Origin of the sequence: Pseudomonas parafulva NBRC 16636 = DSM 17004, from assembly GCF_000730645.1 — a bacterium.
Classification (GTDB): domain Bacteria; phylum Pseudomonadota; class Gammaproteobacteria; order Pseudomonadales; family Pseudomonadaceae; genus Aquipseudomonas; species Aquipseudomonas parafulva.
Genome location: NZ_BBIU01000005.1, coordinates 1 through 14,094, shown reverse-complemented (window position 1 = coordinate 14,094; position 14,094 = coordinate 1). Strand labels below are relative to the sequence as shown.

The 14,094-nt window shown below is 63.0% G+C and carries 13 protein-coding genes and 1 pseudogene; 7 read left to right on the top strand and 7 right to left on the bottom strand.

Annotated elements, in window-relative coordinates; genetic code table 11:
* Positions 1-31: 31 nt before the first annotated feature.
* The 3 genes and pseudogenes from PPA02S_RS03160 to PPA02S_RS03150 all read left to right on the top strand — a co-directional run bounded on the left by PPA02S_RS03160 (position 32) and on the right by PPA02S_RS03150 (position 3,653).
* A complete protein-coding gene (locus tag PPA02S_RS03160) occupies positions 32-1,306 on the top strand; it encodes a glycerate kinase type-2 family protein (protein ID WP_028632130.1) in 1,275 nt (424 codons plus the stop codon).
* A pseudogene (gene pyk / locus PPA02S_RS03155) lies at positions 1,303-2,717 on the top strand (pyruvate kinase). The gene PPA02S_RS03160 and the pseudogene pyk overlap by 4 nt, the downstream one beginning before the upstream one ends.
* 75 nt (positions 2,718-2,792) lie before the next feature.
* A complete protein-coding gene (locus tag PPA02S_RS03150) occupies positions 2,793-3,653 on the top strand; it encodes an urea transporter (protein WP_028632129.1) in 861 nt (286 codons plus the stop codon).
* An 11-nt stretch (positions 3,654-3,664) separates the two neighbouring features.
* Here PPA02S_RS03150 and PPA02S_RS22460 read toward each other — a convergent pair whose 3' ends face one another.
* Entirely contained in the window at positions 3,665-4,405 is a 741-nt protein-coding gene (locus tag PPA02S_RS22460; RefSeq protein WP_080667811.1) for an RHS repeat-associated core domain-containing protein, read from the bottom strand.
* Between the two features lie 148 nt (positions 4,406-4,553).
* On the opposite strand from PPA02S_RS22460, the gene PPA02S_RS03140 reads away from it, so the two are divergent.
* Positions 4,554-5,375: an ion transporter gene (locus tag PPA02S_RS03140; protein WP_028632127.1), complete on the top strand. Its 822-nt coding sequence runs from the start codon at positions 4,554-4,556 to the stop codon at positions 5,373-5,375.
* A 111-nt stretch (positions 5,376-5,486) separates the two neighbouring features.
* Positions 5,487-6,485, top strand: a complete 999-nt coding sequence (locus PPA02S_RS03135; RefSeq protein ID WP_028632126.1) for a sulfate ABC transporter substrate-binding protein — start codon at positions 5,487-5,489, stop codon at positions 6,483-6,485.
* Between the two features lie 77 nt (positions 6,486-6,562).
* Here PPA02S_RS03135 and PPA02S_RS03130 read toward each other — a convergent pair whose 3' ends face one another.
* Positions 6,563-7,489, bottom strand: a complete 927-nt coding sequence (locus PPA02S_RS03130) for a class I SAM-dependent methyltransferase (RefSeq protein ID WP_028632125.1) — start codon at positions 7,487-7,489, stop codon at positions 6,563-6,565.
* Positions 7,490-7,998: 509 nt separating this feature from the next.
* On the opposite strand from PPA02S_RS03130, the gene PPA02S_RS03125 reads away from it, so the two are divergent.
* The gene (locus PPA02S_RS03125; protein WP_028632124.1) at positions 7,999-9,531 is read left to right on the top strand and encodes an NCS1 family nucleobase:cation symporter-1; all 1,533 of its coding nucleotides are present in this window, start codon (positions 7,999-8,001) and stop codon (positions 9,529-9,531) included.
* Between the two features lie 16 nt (positions 9,532-9,547).
* Entirely contained in the window at positions 9,548-10,276 is a 729-nt protein-coding gene (locus PPA02S_RS03120) for an aspartate/glutamate racemase family protein (RefSeq protein WP_028632123.1), read from the top strand.
* A 30-nt stretch (positions 10,277-10,306) separates the two neighbouring features.
* On the opposite strand, the gene PPA02S_RS03115 is transcribed toward PPA02S_RS03120, so the two are convergent.
* From PPA02S_RS03115 to PPA02S_RS03095, 5 genes are all read right to left on the bottom strand, one after another.
* The gene (locus PPA02S_RS03115; RefSeq protein WP_028632122.1) at positions 10,307-10,972 is read right to left on the bottom strand and encodes a hypothetical protein; all 666 of its coding nucleotides are present in this window, start codon (positions 10,970-10,972) and stop codon (positions 10,307-10,309) included.
* A 233-nt stretch (positions 10,973-11,205) separates the two neighbouring features.
* Positions 11,206-11,544: an FKBP-type peptidyl-prolyl cis-trans isomerase gene (locus PPA02S_RS03110; protein WP_028632121.1), complete on the bottom strand. Its 339-nt coding sequence runs from the start codon at positions 11,542-11,544 to the stop codon at positions 11,206-11,208.
* Positions 11,545-11,619: 75 nt separating this feature from the next.
* Positions 11,620-12,027: a GFA family protein gene (locus PPA02S_RS03105; protein WP_028632120.1), complete on the bottom strand. Its 408-nt coding sequence runs from the start codon at positions 12,025-12,027 to the stop codon at positions 11,620-11,622.
* Positions 12,028-12,110: 83 nt separating this feature from the next.
* Entirely contained in the window at positions 12,111-12,899 is a 789-nt protein-coding gene (locus tag PPA02S_RS03100; RefSeq protein WP_028632119.1) for a PhzF family phenazine biosynthesis protein, read from the bottom strand.
* Between the two features lie 51 nt (positions 12,900-12,950).
* Complete coding sequence (locus tag PPA02S_RS03095; protein ID WP_028632118.1) at positions 12,951-13,889, bottom strand: 2-hydroxyacid dehydrogenase; 939 nt, start codon at positions 13,887-13,889, stop codon at positions 12,951-12,953.
* Positions 13,890-14,094 lie beyond the last annotated feature (205 nt).

Here is a 14,094-nt window from a genome sequence, read left to right as displayed (position 1 = left end):
CTTGCAAAACAATCAGAATTGGGAGCCTGCCATGTCGGTCGATCCGCAAAAAATTCTTCGCGAGCTGTTCGACACAGCCATCGCCGCCGCCCACCCTCGCCAGGTCCTTGAACCGTATCTGCCCGCTGACCGCAGCGGTCGGGTCATTGTCATCGGCGCCGGCAAGGCCGCAGCCGCCATGGCCGAAGTGGTCGAGCAGTGCTGGCAGGGCGAAGTCTGCGGCCTGGTGGTCACCCGCTACGGCCATGGGGCCAATTGCCAGAAAATCGAAGTGGTTGAAGCCGCCCACCCCGTTCCCGACGCTGCCGGCCTGGCCGTGGCCAAGCGCGTGCTGGACCTGGTCGGCAACCTCAACGAAGACGACCGCGTGATCTTCCTGCTGTCTGGCGGTGGCTCGGCACTGCTGGCCCTGCCTGCGCAGGGCCTGACGCTGGCCGACAAGCAGCAGGTCAACAAGGCGCTGCTCAAATCCGGCGCCACCATCGGCGAGATGAACTGCGTGCGCAAGCACCTCTCGGCGATCAAGGGCGGCCGCCTGGCCAAGGCCTGCTGGCCGGCCACGGTGTACACCTATGCCATTTCCGATGTGCCAGGCGACCTGGCCACGGTGATCGCTTCCGGCCCTACCGTGGCCGACCCGAGCACCCGCGCCGATGCCCTGGCCATCCTCAAGCGCTACGCCATCGATGCGCCCAAAGCCGTCATCGACTGGCTCAACAACCCCGCATCAGAAACCGTCAAGGCCGATGATCCGGCCCTGGCACGTAGCCATTTCCAACTGATCGCCAAGCCCCAGCAGTCGCTGGAAGCCGCGGCCGTCAAAGCCCGCCAGGCGGGCTTCAGCCCGCTGATCCTGGGCGACCTCGAAGGCGAGTCGCGTGAGGTGGCCAAGGTGCACGCGGGCATCGCCCGGCAGATCATCCAGCACGGCCAGCCGCTCAAAGCACCCTGCGTGATCCTGTCCGGTGGCGAAACCACCGTCACCGTACGGGGCAACGGCCGCGGCGGGCGCAACGCCGAGTTCCTGCTCAGCCTCACCGAAAGCCTGAAAGGCCTGCCGGGGGTGTATGCCCTGGCCGCCGATACCGATGGCATCGACGGGTCGGAAGAAAACGCCGGTGCGCTGATGACCCCCAGCAGCCATGCCCGCGCCCAGGCACTGGGCCTGTGCGGCAGCGACGAGCTGGACAACAACAACGGCTACGGCTACTTCGCCGCGCTGGATGCGTTGATCGTCACCGAGCCGACCCGCACCAACGTCAACGACTTCCGCGCCATCCTGATTCTCGAGAGCAACCCATCATGACGCCCGACAAGAAAGTTAAGGTACTGGCCACCCTCGGCCCGGCAATCAAGACCATCGACGACGTGCGCCAGCTGGTCGAGGCCGGGGTAAATATCTTCCGCCTGAATTTCAGCCACGGCGAACACGCCGACCACGCCTTGCGCTACCAGTGGATTCGCGATGTGGAGCAGCAGCTGAACTACCCGCTGGGCATCCTCATGGACCTGCAAGGGCCCAAGCTGCGGGTGGGTCGCTTCGCTGACGGCAAAGTGTACCTGCAGCGCGGCCAGGCCCTGCGCCTGGACCTGGACACCACACCCGGCAGCCCCCAGCGGGTGAACCTGCCGCACCCAGAGATCATTGCCGCGCTGGAACCCGGCATGGACCTGTTGCTGGACGACGGCAAGCTGCGCTTGCGGGTCACCGCCAAGCACCACGACGCCATCGACACCGAGGTGCTGGCCGGCGGGGAGCTGTCCGACCGCAAAGGGGTCAACGTGCCCCAGGCGCTGCTCGACCTCTCGCCACTGACCGAAAAGGACCGCCGCGACCTGGCCTTTGGCCTGGAGCTGGGCGTGGACTGGGTTGCGCTGTCGTTTGTGCAGCGCCCTCAGGACATCGCCGAAGCACGCGCCCTGATCGGCGACCGGGCTTACCTGATGGCCAAGATCGAAAAGCCGTCGGCGGTGGAACAGCTGCAAGCCATCGCCGAACTGGCCGACGCCATCATGGTGGCCCGAGGTGACCTGGGGGTGGAGGTACCGGCCGAGAGCGTGCCGCAGATCCAGAAGCGCATCATCAACACCTGCCGGCAGTTGGGCAAACCGGTGGTGGTGGCCACACAGATGCTTGAGTCCATGCGCTTTTCCCCGGCCCCTACCCGCGCCGAGGTCACCGACGTGGCCAACGCCGTGGCCGAAGGCGCCGATGCCGTGATGCTGTCAGCAGAAACCGCATCGGGCGACTACCCGCTGGAAGCCGTGCAGATGATGAGCAAAATCATCCGCCAGGTGGAAAACGGCCCCGACTACCAGGCCCAGCTCGACGTCGGCCGGCCCAAGGCCGAGGCCACGGTGTCGGACGCCATCAGCTGCGCCATCCGCCGCATCAGCGGCATCCTGCCGGTGGCGGTGCTGGTGAACTACAGCGAGTCGGGCGCCTCGACCCTGCGCGCTGCCCGCGAGCGACCCCGCGCCCCATTCTCAACCTCACCCCCAACCACGCCACCGCGCGCCGGCTGAGTGTGACGTGGGGCGTGCATTCGGTGGTCAATGACCGCTTGCGCCAAGTGGACGAGGTGGTGTCCACCGCCCTTGAAATCGCCCAGGCACAAGGCATGGCCAGCCGGGGTGATACGTTGCTGATCACGGCCGGGGTGCCGTTCGGCAAGCCCGGGTCGACCAACACGCTGCGGATCGAGAGCTTGATCTAGCCCACTGCACCTGACTGCGGACAAATCGAGGCCCGAAGAGGCCCGCCGCTTCTCTTTCAACCTTGCTGACTGCCCATGTACACAAAACATTTCGTCAACCCGTGCCCCGACTGGGCCACGGCGCTGCTCAACGGCTTCAGCCAGGTGCTGCTGCTGCGCAGCCCTGCCTGCGGCCTGTGCTGCCTGTTGGCCATTTTGCTCACCGCACCCGGGCTGGTCGGCGGCGCCCTGCTTGGCGCCCTGGCCGGCCTGATGACCGCACAGGCCCGTGGCTACGACCGTGCCGACCGGCAGGCCGGGTTGTACAGCTACAACGGCGTGCTCATCGGCATCTTGATCAGTGCGGTATTGCCCTGGTCGGTCATCCAGCCACCGCTGATCATCGCCGCGGCGGGCCTGTCCAGCATCATCACCCACCAATGGCGCAAGCGCGGCGGCAAGCTGCTGGTCGCCTACACCGCCCCGTTTGTGCTGCTGGGCTGGGCCGTGCTGTTGGTTGGCAGCCCTGCGCCAAGCGGCCCTGTCGAGGCCGGCCCGCTGTACGGGTTGGCGCGTGGCGTGGGCCAAATCTTTTTGCTCGACCAGCCATTGGCCGGGCTGCTGATCATCCTCGGCCTGTTCATCGCGCACCCCTACGCTGCCCTGTGGGCCGTGATCGGCTCGGCAATCGGCGGTGGCGTAGCACTGATCACCGAGCAGCAGGAGGCAGCCTGGCTGGGCCTTTATGGGTTCAATGCGGCGCTGGCGGCGCTGGCGTTCAGCCGCCAGGGGGAAAAGCCGTTGGCGACGCTGACGGCAATCGCCGTGGCGGTGATGCTGCAGTCACTGTGGAAACTATTGCCGACTGCTCCGCTGACCGCGCCTTTCGTCATGGCATGCTGGCTTATGCATGGGGGCTCTTCGATTAGACGATCTGCCCAAACTGCCAGCCCGTAGCTCGCGACAGGCTATTGGCGGATTTGCCTTACAACCTCATTGGCCAGGTCTTTATGAGATACCCGAAAGGTTGCATGATTCCAGGACACACGCTTTTCAGACTGCAGCACCAGCCCCACAGGCAGCGGTACAGCCACGGTGCCATCCGCGGGTTTCGTGGTTGCTGATGAGACGGCTGTCTTGACCGCATCCACGTGGGGGACGGTAACGGTGGTTTCCGTGAGAGAGATCCTAAGCGTGGAGTTTTCCGAGCCCTGCACCAGGCTCCCCAACGGCAACTCAAGGCGGGTCTTGCCTTCCGACTCGACCCATTTCCCTTTTTTCAACATATTCACAACATCGCCTAGGGCAATATTGACCTGAGGTCTGCCGTTCACAAGGCTGACACTGCCCTTTGATAATGGAACTGAGGAAGGCGCTGGTTTCTGTTGAGGGGTTCGGGTCCACAAGCCTTCATATTTCGATCTCACAGGCGCCTGCCCAGTTGGATCACTCAGAACCACAGGGTTACCTACGCAATATACATAGGCATTTAACCCGCCTTTACCAAATGGGCTATAGAAGTCGCTGCTGAAGAATCGCATCAAGGCGGGGCTGTAATAACGGTACCCAGCCCCCAGCGGGTAGCCATGTAGCCGGCGATCCAAGTATTGACCGGTGTAACCAAGCCATGTCCTGCCTGATGCCTGGCCCAGGTAACCATAGACGGTGTAGGCCCTGCCGAGCCGGGGTGAAATGCAAGCGTTGCCCATTGACGTGCTCCTGTGAACTCCGCAGGGCCATTAGTAACAGCTCACGCCCCGGTACAGAACTGGCATTTTTAGAGCGCCTCTGGGGCTGCGTTGCCGTGTATGGGGCAGATCCTCTACTCTTGGTGTTTGCTTTACGGACCCGCGCCTTATGCCCACCCCGCAACCCTGGCGTGAACGCCTCTACGTCATCGTCTTCCAGACCGACACGGTCGCCGGCAGGCGCTTCGACAAAACGCTCCTGTTGATCATCCTCGCCAGCCTCGTCACGGTGATCCTCGACAGTATCGACGAGGTGCACCGGGGTTACGGCGGCCTGCTGGCGGCCCTGGAGTGGGGCTTCACTGCGGTGTTTCTGTGCGAATACCTCACCCGCCTGTACTGCTCGCCCCGGCCCTTGCGCTATGCGTTCAGCTTCTACGGCCTGGTCGACCTGCTGGCGATCGTGCCAGGCATCATTGCGCTGTACTACAGCGACGCCCAGTACCTGCTGATCGTGCGGGTCATCCGTATGTTGCGGATCTTCCGCGTGCTCAAGCTGGGGCCCTACCTCAAGCAGGCCAATTACCTGCTTGCCGCCCTGCGCGGCAGCAAGCAGAAGATCATCGTGTTTCTGGTCAGTGTATCGACGCTGGTCACCGTGTTCGGCACGCTGATGTACGTGATCGAGGGGCCGGAGCATGGCTTTACCAGCATTCCCAAAGGCATCTACTGGGCCATTGTCACCCTCACCACGGTCGGCTTCGGCGATATCGTGCCGCGAACACCCCTGGGGCAGGTGCTGTCGTCGCTGGTGATGATCACCGGTTATTCGATCATTGCAGTGCCGACCGGCATCTTCACTGCGGAGCTTGCCAACGCCATGCGTGGCGAGCAGTTGCAGCACGATTGCCCTGCCTGCAGCAAACCCACCCACGAGCACAATGCAGCGTTCTGCTCGCGCTGTGGCAGCCAGCTGTTCACCCCGCGATAAAACCGTGCAGCCGGGCATAACCAAAGGCGTTTTTGTTCTTTAAAGGCAACATCGCCAGCCGCTATAGTCGCAGGCAATGTGCCAACACCCTACCGCCAACAAGGACGCCCTGTGAAAAAGCTCTTCACCGCCTCGCTGCTCGCCGCCGGCCTTGCCTTGGGCAACATTGCCCAGGCAGCACCGACCCTGCTCAACGTCTCCTACGACGTGATGCGCGACTTCTACAAGGACTACAACCCCGCCTTCCAGAAGCACTGGGAGGCCGAGCACAACGAGAAGGTCAACGTGCAGATGTCCTTCGGCGGTTCGAGCAAGCAGGCGCGTGCAGTGATCGACGGGCTGCCGGCCGATGTCATCACCATGAACATGGCTACCGACATCAATGCCCTGGTCGACAATGGCAAACTGGTACCCGACAACTGGGTAACCCGGCTGCCGAACAACAGCGCCCCGTTCACCTCTGCCACTGTGTTCATCGTGCGCAAGGGCAACCCCAAGGCACTGAAAGACTGGCCCGACCTGCTCAAGGATGGCGTGCAGGTGATCGTGCCCAACCCCAAAACCTCCGGGAATGGCCGCTACACCTACCTGTCGGCCTGGGGTTATGTGCTCAAGCAGGGCGGTGACGAGGCCAAGGCCCGTGACTTCGTGGGCAAGCTGTTCAAGCAGGCGCCAGTGCTCGACACCGGTGGTCGCGCGGCAACCACCACCTTCATGACCAACCAGATTGGCGATGTGCTGGTCACCTTCGAGAACGAGGCCGAGATGATCGCCCGCGAGTTCGGCCGCGACCAGTTCGAGGTGGTGTACCCCAGCGTTTCGGCTGAAGCCGAGCCACCGGTGAGCGTGGTTGACAAGGTGGTAGCCCGGAAGGGCACCCAAGCAGTGGCCGAGGAGTACCTGAAGTACCTGTGGTCACCTGCTGCGCAGGAAATCGCCGCACAGAACTACCTGCGCCCGCGCGATGCAACCGTGCTGGCCAAGTACACCGACCGGTTCCCGAAGGTGGATTTCCTGTCGGTTGAGAAAACCTTTGGTGACTGGCGCACAGTGCAGAAGACCCACTTCAATGATGGTGGGGTGTTTGACCAGATCTACACCAACCAGTAAGCGGCACCCTGGTCTCGCGAACAAGTTCGGCCTCGCCCGCACTTGCTCGCGATGCCCCACGGCGCCCCTCCCCGCGACTACGCCTGACGAAATACCAGGGCCTTCAGCCCGCCCGCCGAATCCGCATCAGGGAACTCAGGCGGGTTTTCCAGGCGTTCGACAAACGCCAGGCCAGGCGCCTGCTCCGCCATCCCGTCAATCAAGAACTCCGGCCCTATCGCCGGGTCGTTCACACAGGCCAGTACCGTCCCGCCCGGCGTCAGCAGCTCTGGCAACCGCCGTAGAATCTTCGCGTAATCCTGGGTCAGCACGAAACTGCCGCGCTGGAAGGTGGGCGGGTCGATGATCACCAGGTCGTAGGGGCCGTATTTGCGTACCTTGCCCCACGACTTGAACAGTTCGTGCCCCAGGTAAGCCACCCGCGAGGCATCGTGGCCGTTGAGCCGGTGGTTTTCCCGCCCTCGGGACAACGCCGACTTGGCCATGTCCAGGTTGACCACCTGCTCAGCCCCGCCGGCAACGGCCGCAACCGAGAAACCGCAGGTGTAGGCGAACAGGTTCAGCACACGCTTGCCACCGGCCTGCTCGCGCACCCATTGCCGCCCGTAGCGCATGTCCAGAAACAGGCCGTTGTTCTGGCGCACGCCCAGGTCCAGCAAGTAGGTGAGCCCGTCTTCGACCACCTCGCGCTGTTGGCAAGGCTCACCCACCAACCACTGGCCAGGGCTGTCAGGCAGGTAGCGATGCTGAACAAGAATGGCCTCACCGGCCCACTGCGGCCGCTTGGCAAGCGCCAGCAGCATGGCCTCCAGCTCTGCCAGCTGGCCATCGGGCGGCTCACGAAACAACGCCACCGAGAGCACGCCCTGCAGCCAGTCCACCGTGACCTGTTCCAGGCCCGGCCAGCAGCGCCCACGGCCATGGAACAGGCGGCGGGTTTCTTGTGGGGCTGGGTCGAGGGCGGCAAGCAGGTGTTGCTCAAGGGTGTGGATCGGCGAGGTCATTGAAAGTCACGAACAGGGAAAAACGCCATTCTACAGCCGCTGGCCTACTACGGGAAAATTGCCCCGGCGACCGCAGACTAAATTTTGTACACATAAACGTAACCATAAGTGCCATTTTTGTGTGCACTTAGTGTTTTGGCGCACCATTACGTTACAGGCAGAACCGCTTAAAATCTGACTGGATGATCAACTAGTTCAGCTCTGAGAAATTTAAGAATTGTCTATCCATATGAATATTTCTGAATAAATTCAGATAGTTAAAAAATTCATATCCGTACTGATGTCTTCGATCGTGGCTGACTCAACAAGGCTTGGCATGGAACTCGCTATTGTGTGTTCATGTTTTGTATACAAATTAGACAAAACATAAATACACAATAACCCGCGACGCCGACTCACCCTTGGCCGCCGCGCCCAGAACCCTGTGATGCCAACGCTGCACCGACGAGAAGGCCAGCCCGTGCGCATGCCCGCTCATCGCAGTCTGCGTGCATCAGGAGCCCGCCGGAATGAGTAGCAGCCTCAACCTTGCCCCTGAACTGTCCGTCGCCAGCACCCAACCCACCACCACACAGCCCGACCCCGCACTAGCCCTCGGCCTCAGCCCACGCCTGCACAACCGCGACCTGGCGCCCACCCGCATCGCCGGGCGCCGCTGGGGTGGCTACAGCATTTTCGCCCTGTGGACCAACGACGTGCACAACATCGCCAACTACTCCTTCGCCATGGGGCTGTTTGCGCTGGGCCTGGGGGGTTGGCAGATCCTGATGTCACTGGCCATTGGTGCGGCACTGGTGTACTTCTTCATGAACCTGTCGGGCTACATGGGGCAGAAGACAGGCGTCCCGTTCCCGGTCATCAGCCGGATTGCCTTCGGTATCCATGGTGCGCAGATACCCGCCCTCATACGCGCCGTGATCGCCATCGCCTGGTTCGGCATACAGACGTACCTGGCGTCAGTGGTGCTGCGGGTGCTGTTGAGCGCCGTGTGGCCGCAACTGGCAGCCTACGACCATGACAGTATTCTGGGGCTGTCGAGCCTGGGCTGGGTGTGCTTCGTGGCCATCTGGCTGGTGCAACTGGTCATTCTGGCCTACGGCATGGAGATGGTGCGCCGCTACGAGGGGTTCGCCGGGCCGGTGATTCTGCTCACGGTCGCTTCGCTGGCCGTGTTCATGTACATCAAGGCCGATGCCCGCATTGCCTGGTCGGTTGCCGAGCCGCTGACCGGCGTTGACATGTGGCGCAACATCTTTGCCGGCGGCGCGCTGTGGCTGGCCATCTACGGCACGCTGGTGCTCAACTTCTGCGACTTCGCCCGGTCTTCGCCCTGCCGCAAAACCATTCGCGTAGGCAACTTCTGGGGCCTGCCGGTCAACATTCTGGTGTTCGCCGTCATCACGGTGGTGCTGTGCGGTGCCCAGTTCCAGATCAACGGGCAGATCATCGACAGCCCCACCCAGATCGTGGCCGCCATCCCCAGCACCGCGTTCCTGGTACTCGGCTGCCTGGCATTCCTGATCGTCACCGTGGCGGTGAACATCATGGCCAATTTCGTGGCGCCGGCCTTCGTGCTCAGCAACCTGGCCCCGCGCCACCTCAACTTCCGCCGCGCCGGGCTGATCAGCGCCACTTTGGCGGTATTGATCCTGCCTTGGAACCTGTACAACAGCCCGCTGGTGATCGTGTACTTCCTGTCTGGCCTGGGCGCCCTGCTAGGGCCGCTGTACGGCGTGATCATGTCCGACTACTGGCTGCTGCGCAAAGGCTGCATCAACGTGCCGCAGCTCTACAGCGAAGACCCGGCCGGCGCTTATCACTACACGCGGGGCATCAACCTGCGTGCCATCGCGGCATTCCTGCCTGCCGCATTGCTGGCCATCGTGCTGGCCCTGGTACCCCATTTCCACAGCGTGGCACCGTTCTCCTGGCTGATCGGCGCAGGCATTGCCGCTGCCATCTACCTGCTGATCGCCCCGCGCAACCGTCACTATCACGATGTCAGCGGCGAATGCATCGCCGTCGACCACAGCAGCCACTGAACAGGGAGGACTGCCCATGCGCATTCTTATCGCCAACGTCAACACCACAGAAGCCATCACCGATGCCATCGCCGAGCAGGCTCGCGCGGTGGCCGCCCCCGGCACCGAGATCATCGGGCTCACCCCCTGGTTCGGCGCCGAATCGGTGGAAGGCAATTTCGAAAGCTACTTGGCCGCCATCGCGGTAATGGACCGGGTACTGGCCTACGAAGGCCCTTACGATGCGGTGATCCAGGCCGGCTACGGCGAGCACGGGCGTGAAGGGTTGCAGGAGTTGTTGAACGTGCCGGTGGTGGACATCACCGATGCGGCGGCCAGTACAGCCATGTACCTGGGGCATGCCTACTCAGTGGTCACCACGCTGGACCGCACGGTGCCGCTGATCGAAGACCGCCTCAAACTGTCGGGCCTGTACGACCGCTGCGCCTCGGTGCGCGCCAGCGGCATGGCGGTGCTGGAGCTGGAAGCCGACCCGCAGCGGGCCGTTGAGGCCATCGTCGAGCAGGCTGAACGTGCCGTGCGTGAAGACAAGGCCGAGGTCATCTGCCTGGGTTGTGGCGGCATGGCCGGGCTGGACGAGCAGATCCGCCAACGCACCGGGGTACCGGTGGTGGATGGCGTCAGTGCGGCAGTGACGGTCGCCGAGGCGTTGGTGCGCATGGGCTTGAGCACATCGAAAGTACGCACCTACGCCACGCCCAGGGCCAAGAAGGTAGTGGGCTGGCCGATGCGCCTGGGCCGCTGACCCCGTTGTGGTGCTGCCCTGGGCAATGAATCAGCTGGGGCAGCTTTCGGCGCCGTCGTTCAGGCCCTGGCGCACGTTACGGCTGAGCAGGCTGGCCTTGCCGTCGTGCCAGGTCAGGGTCAGCACATACAGTGTGTCGAAGTCGTCACCCTCCCAGTCTTCGGTGATCACCCGCTTTTCACCCAACGCCTTGCCGGCCACGGCATTGATCAGATCCGGCAGGTAGCCATGGGACCAGGCGGTATACACGGTCGCGTTGCGGTACTTGTCACGCAGCAGTTCGTCGGCAAGCTCGTCGGTGTCGTTGGCGCTGAAATCGATATTCACCGGCAAGCCCAGCCGAATGGCACTGGGGGTGATGGTCATCAGCGGGCGGATATAGCTGTAGCTCTTGTCCTGGCTGCCCTCCTCCACATGCCGCGTGGGGTTGGCGGCGAACACGTAATCGGCGTTACCGAAACGCGCAGGCAATACCGTGGCCAGGTCAAGCGCGCGGTTCAGCCCCTGGCAATTCAACTGGCCCAGGCCTTCACCGGGTTTTTCGGCATGCCGCAGAAACACCAGGGTCTGGGTACCGTCCACAGGTTCTGCCCTGCTGTCGAGCGCCTCCAGCGTCAACGGCACGGCCACTGCCGTGAGCAGCAGGCCAAGCAGCAACGGGTGGCGACGGCGACGGAAGAAAGCTGGCAATTTCATCAATTCAAGGCCTGTGTGGCAGAACAATCGGTTGCACCCGACACAGTACCCGGCCTGTTGCAGGCCGCCTTGAGCGTGATTGCCATCCTTGGCAACGGGTGAGGGTCAGAGTGCCCCGAACCCGTTTGGTTCCTCCCTGAGCGTGAATGCCGTTCCCTAGGCAAGGCCCAGACTAGCCCCCTGCTGTTGCGCATTTGTGTCTGGCAGGTGAACCTGTTGTTGCCTGCTGAGGCTCAGTCGTCCCGTGTGAGCACTTCCAGCAACTCGATCTCGAAGGTGAGGTCGGCGTGTGGCGGGATGGCGCCCAGGGTGCGTTCACCATAGGCCAGGTGGGCTGGCACTTGCAGCTTGCGCTTGCCGCCCACACGCATCCCCATCAACCCTTGGTCCCAGCCTTTGATGACACGCCCGGTGCCGATGACGCACTGAAACGGCTTGCCACGGGACCAGGAAGAATCGAACTCGCTGCCATCGGCCAACCAGCCGGTGTATTGAGTGGTGATGAGCGCGCCTTTGACGGCGACTTTGCCATCACCCTCTACCAGGTCGGTGATCTGCAGTTCTTGGCTCACGGGCATACTCCATCAGAAAGACAAAGCCGCCCTTTTCTCAGGATTGCAGCGCTTTGGCAAGCCCGCACGCCGGCATCAGCCCAGCTGTTCGAAGGCCTGCTGGCCGGTGAGGGATGTAGTCTGGTTGGCGAAGCAGTACCAACCGGGTTTCTGCTCGATGAAGATCTGCAGGCTGAACTGCCAGTTCAGCTCGCCATCCAGCAGGCCGATCGGCACCGCGTAGCTGTCGTTGGCCCTGAGCCTGTAGAACAGGTGTGTACCGCACTGGCTGCAGAACCCGCGCTGCGCCCAGTCTGACGAATCGTAAACACCGGGGGTGAGGCCCTCGAACGTCGGCGGCTGGTTGCAATGCACCACCAGCAGCGGGCCGCCGGTCCACTTGCGGCACATGCTGCAATGGCAGGCGCTGACATGGGCATGGTCAAACGAAACCTTCAACCGGGTGGCGCCGCACAAGCAGCTGCCGGACGTTTCCAAAGCCATGATGCACTCCCCGAAAAAGACAAAGAAGCCAGTATAGCCTCAGGCCCGGCAGCCCATCGCCGGCACGCGAATGCGCAGACGTGTCAGACAAACACCGTACCGCGCAGGTACAGCGCCGCCCGACCACTGATGATCACCCGGCCATTGCCCGGCACCTCACAGTGCAACTGGCCCTTTCGTGCCCCGCCCTGCTCGCAGGCCAGTCGCTGCTTGCCAAGGCGCTCGGCCCAGATCGGTGCCAGCGAGGTGTGCGCCGAGCCTGTCACCGGGTCCTCATTCACGCCCACCCGCGGCCCGAACCAACGGGTAACGAAGTCGAACCCCCGCCCCGCCGCAGTCACGGCAATGCCGCGCACATCGTAGCGCGAGAGCGCGGCGAAGTCGGGTTGCAGCGCGTCCAGCAGCAATGGGTCTTCGATCACCACCACGTAGTCATCGCTGCGGTACAGCGCCAGCGCCTGGTGCAGGCCCAGTGCCTCCAGCAACCCTGCAGGCATTTCTGCGGCTGCGGGCTGTTTGGCGGGGAAGTCCATGGCCAGCAGCCCATCGTCCCCCCGGGTGACCCGCAACTCGCCACTGCGGGTATTGAAGCGCAGCACCTGGGCGGGTTCACCCAGTTGTTCGAACAGCACATAGGCAGACGCCAGGGTGGCGTGGCCGCAAAGGTCCACTTCCACGGCGGGGGTAAACCAACGCAGGTCGAAGCCCTCGCCATTGCGTACGAAGTACGCCGTTTCCGACAGGTTGTTCTCTTCAGCGATACGCTGCAGCACCTGGTCTGGCAGCCAGTCTTCAAGGGGGATGACGGCCGCCGGGTTGCCCCCGAACGGTTCGGCACTGAAGGCATCGACCTGGAAGATTTCGAGTTGCATGGACACGCTCCTTATGGCCCGGCAGCTACCAGGCGGCTTTCTGTGTCAGGGTTACGGGCGAACGGGTGTCAACACGGGCTCACCGGCAAAGAATGCCTGCAGGTTACGCAGCACGAGGGCCACGGTGTCCCGCGCGGCCTCAGGCGACTGGCCTGCTACGTGGGGGGTGAGCACGGTGTTGTGCAGTGCCTTCAGGGCATCAGGCACCTGGGGCTCATCATCGAATACGTCCGTTGCAGCGCCTGCCAGCGCGCCGCTTTGCAGGGCAGTAACCAGCGCCTGGGTGTCGACCACACTGGCGCGGGCGATATTGACCAGGTAACCCTGCGGGCCCAGTGCCTTGAGCACGCTGGCATCGATCAGGTGATGGGTGTTGGCACCCCCTGGCGTGGCCACCACCAGAATATCGACGGCCTCTGCGAGGCGTTCGGGGCTGTCGAACCAGGTGTAGGGCTGATCAGCCTTGGGGCTGCGGCTGTGATAGCTGACCGGCATGGCAAACCCGAGTTGGGCACGCCTGGCGATGGCCTGCCCGACGGCGCCCAGGCCGACGATGCCGAGGCGCTTGCCGCTCACCGACGGGCTGATGACGCGCTGCCATTCGCCGCGGCGGGTGCTGGCGTCTGCCTGGGGAATATTGCGCAGCAGGGCCAGGAGCATGGCCATGGCATGGTCTGCAACGGCTTCTGCATTGGCGCCGGCGCCGTTGGTCACGGTGATGCCGCGGGCTGCGGCGGCGGGCAGGTCGACTTGCTCGTAGCCGGCGCCGATGACGCAGATAATCTGCAATTTGGGCAACGCGGCCATTTCACTGGCGGTGAGGCCGAGCGGGCCACGGGTGAGCACGGCGTCGATCTGCGCGCCCTGTTGCTCGATGGCTTGGACGCGGAGCTTGGGGGATTGAGCGCGGATCAGGTGATAACCGGACTGCTCCAGCAGGGGGAGGTAATCGTCGACGGTTTCTACCAGTACCAGGACTGTTTTGGGCATGCCACCTCCAAGGTTAATGGGGGGATTATGCGGAGTGAGTCGGCGGTACAGTCAATGGGAAAAATGAGGGGCAACTGTACTGTGCTGGTAGTTTCTGATTTGGGCTGTTGCTCTAGATCTTGATCTTGATCTTGATCTTGATCTTCGCGACTTCAGGAGGCCGAACGAAGGACTTGCGGAGGGAGGTGACGGGCATGGATGCCCG

Excerpts from the sequence above, each read along its gene's own strand:
- PPA02S_RS03160 (WP_028632130.1), top strand. The coding sequence starts at position 32 with ATGTCGGTCGATCCGCAAAAAATTCTTCGCGAGCTGTTCGACACAGCC.
- PPA02S_RS03150 (WP_028632129.1), top strand. The coding sequence starts at position 2,793 with ATGTACACAAAACATTTCGTCAACCCGTGCCCCGACTGGGCCACGGCG.
- PPA02S_RS22460 (WP_080667811.1), bottom strand. The coding sequence starts at position 4,405 with ATGGGCAACGCTTGCATTTCACCCCGGCTCGGCAGGGCCTACACCGTC.
- PPA02S_RS03140 (WP_028632127.1), top strand. The coding sequence starts at position 4,554 with ATGCCCACCCCGCAACCCTGGCGTGAACGCCTCTACGTCATCGTCTTC.
- PPA02S_RS03130 (WP_028632125.1), bottom strand. The coding sequence starts at position 7,489 with ATGACCTCGCCGATCCACACCCTTGAGCAACACCTGCTTGCCGCCCTC.
- PPA02S_RS03125 (WP_028632124.1), top strand. The coding sequence starts at position 7,999 with ATGAGTAGCAGCCTCAACCTTGCCCCTGAACTGTCCGTCGCCAGCACC.
- PPA02S_RS03120 (WP_028632123.1), top strand. The coding sequence starts at position 9,548 with ATGCGCATTCTTATCGCCAACGTCAACACCACAGAAGCCATCACCGAT.
- PPA02S_RS03115 (WP_028632122.1), bottom strand. The coding sequence starts at position 10,972 with ATGAAATTGCCAGCTTTCTTCCGTCGCCGTCGCCACCCGTTGCTGCTT.
- PPA02S_RS03105 (WP_028632120.1), bottom strand. The coding sequence starts at position 12,027 with ATGGCTTTGGAAACGTCCGGCAGCTGCTTGTGCGGCGCCACCCGGTTG.
- PPA02S_RS03100 (WP_028632119.1), bottom strand. The coding sequence starts at position 12,899 with ATGCAACTCGAAATCTTCCAGGTCGATGCCTTCAGTGCCGAACCGTTC.
- PPA02S_RS03095 (WP_028632118.1), bottom strand. The coding sequence starts at position 13,889 with ATGCCCAAAACAGTCCTGGTACTGGTAGAAACCGTCGACGATTACCTC.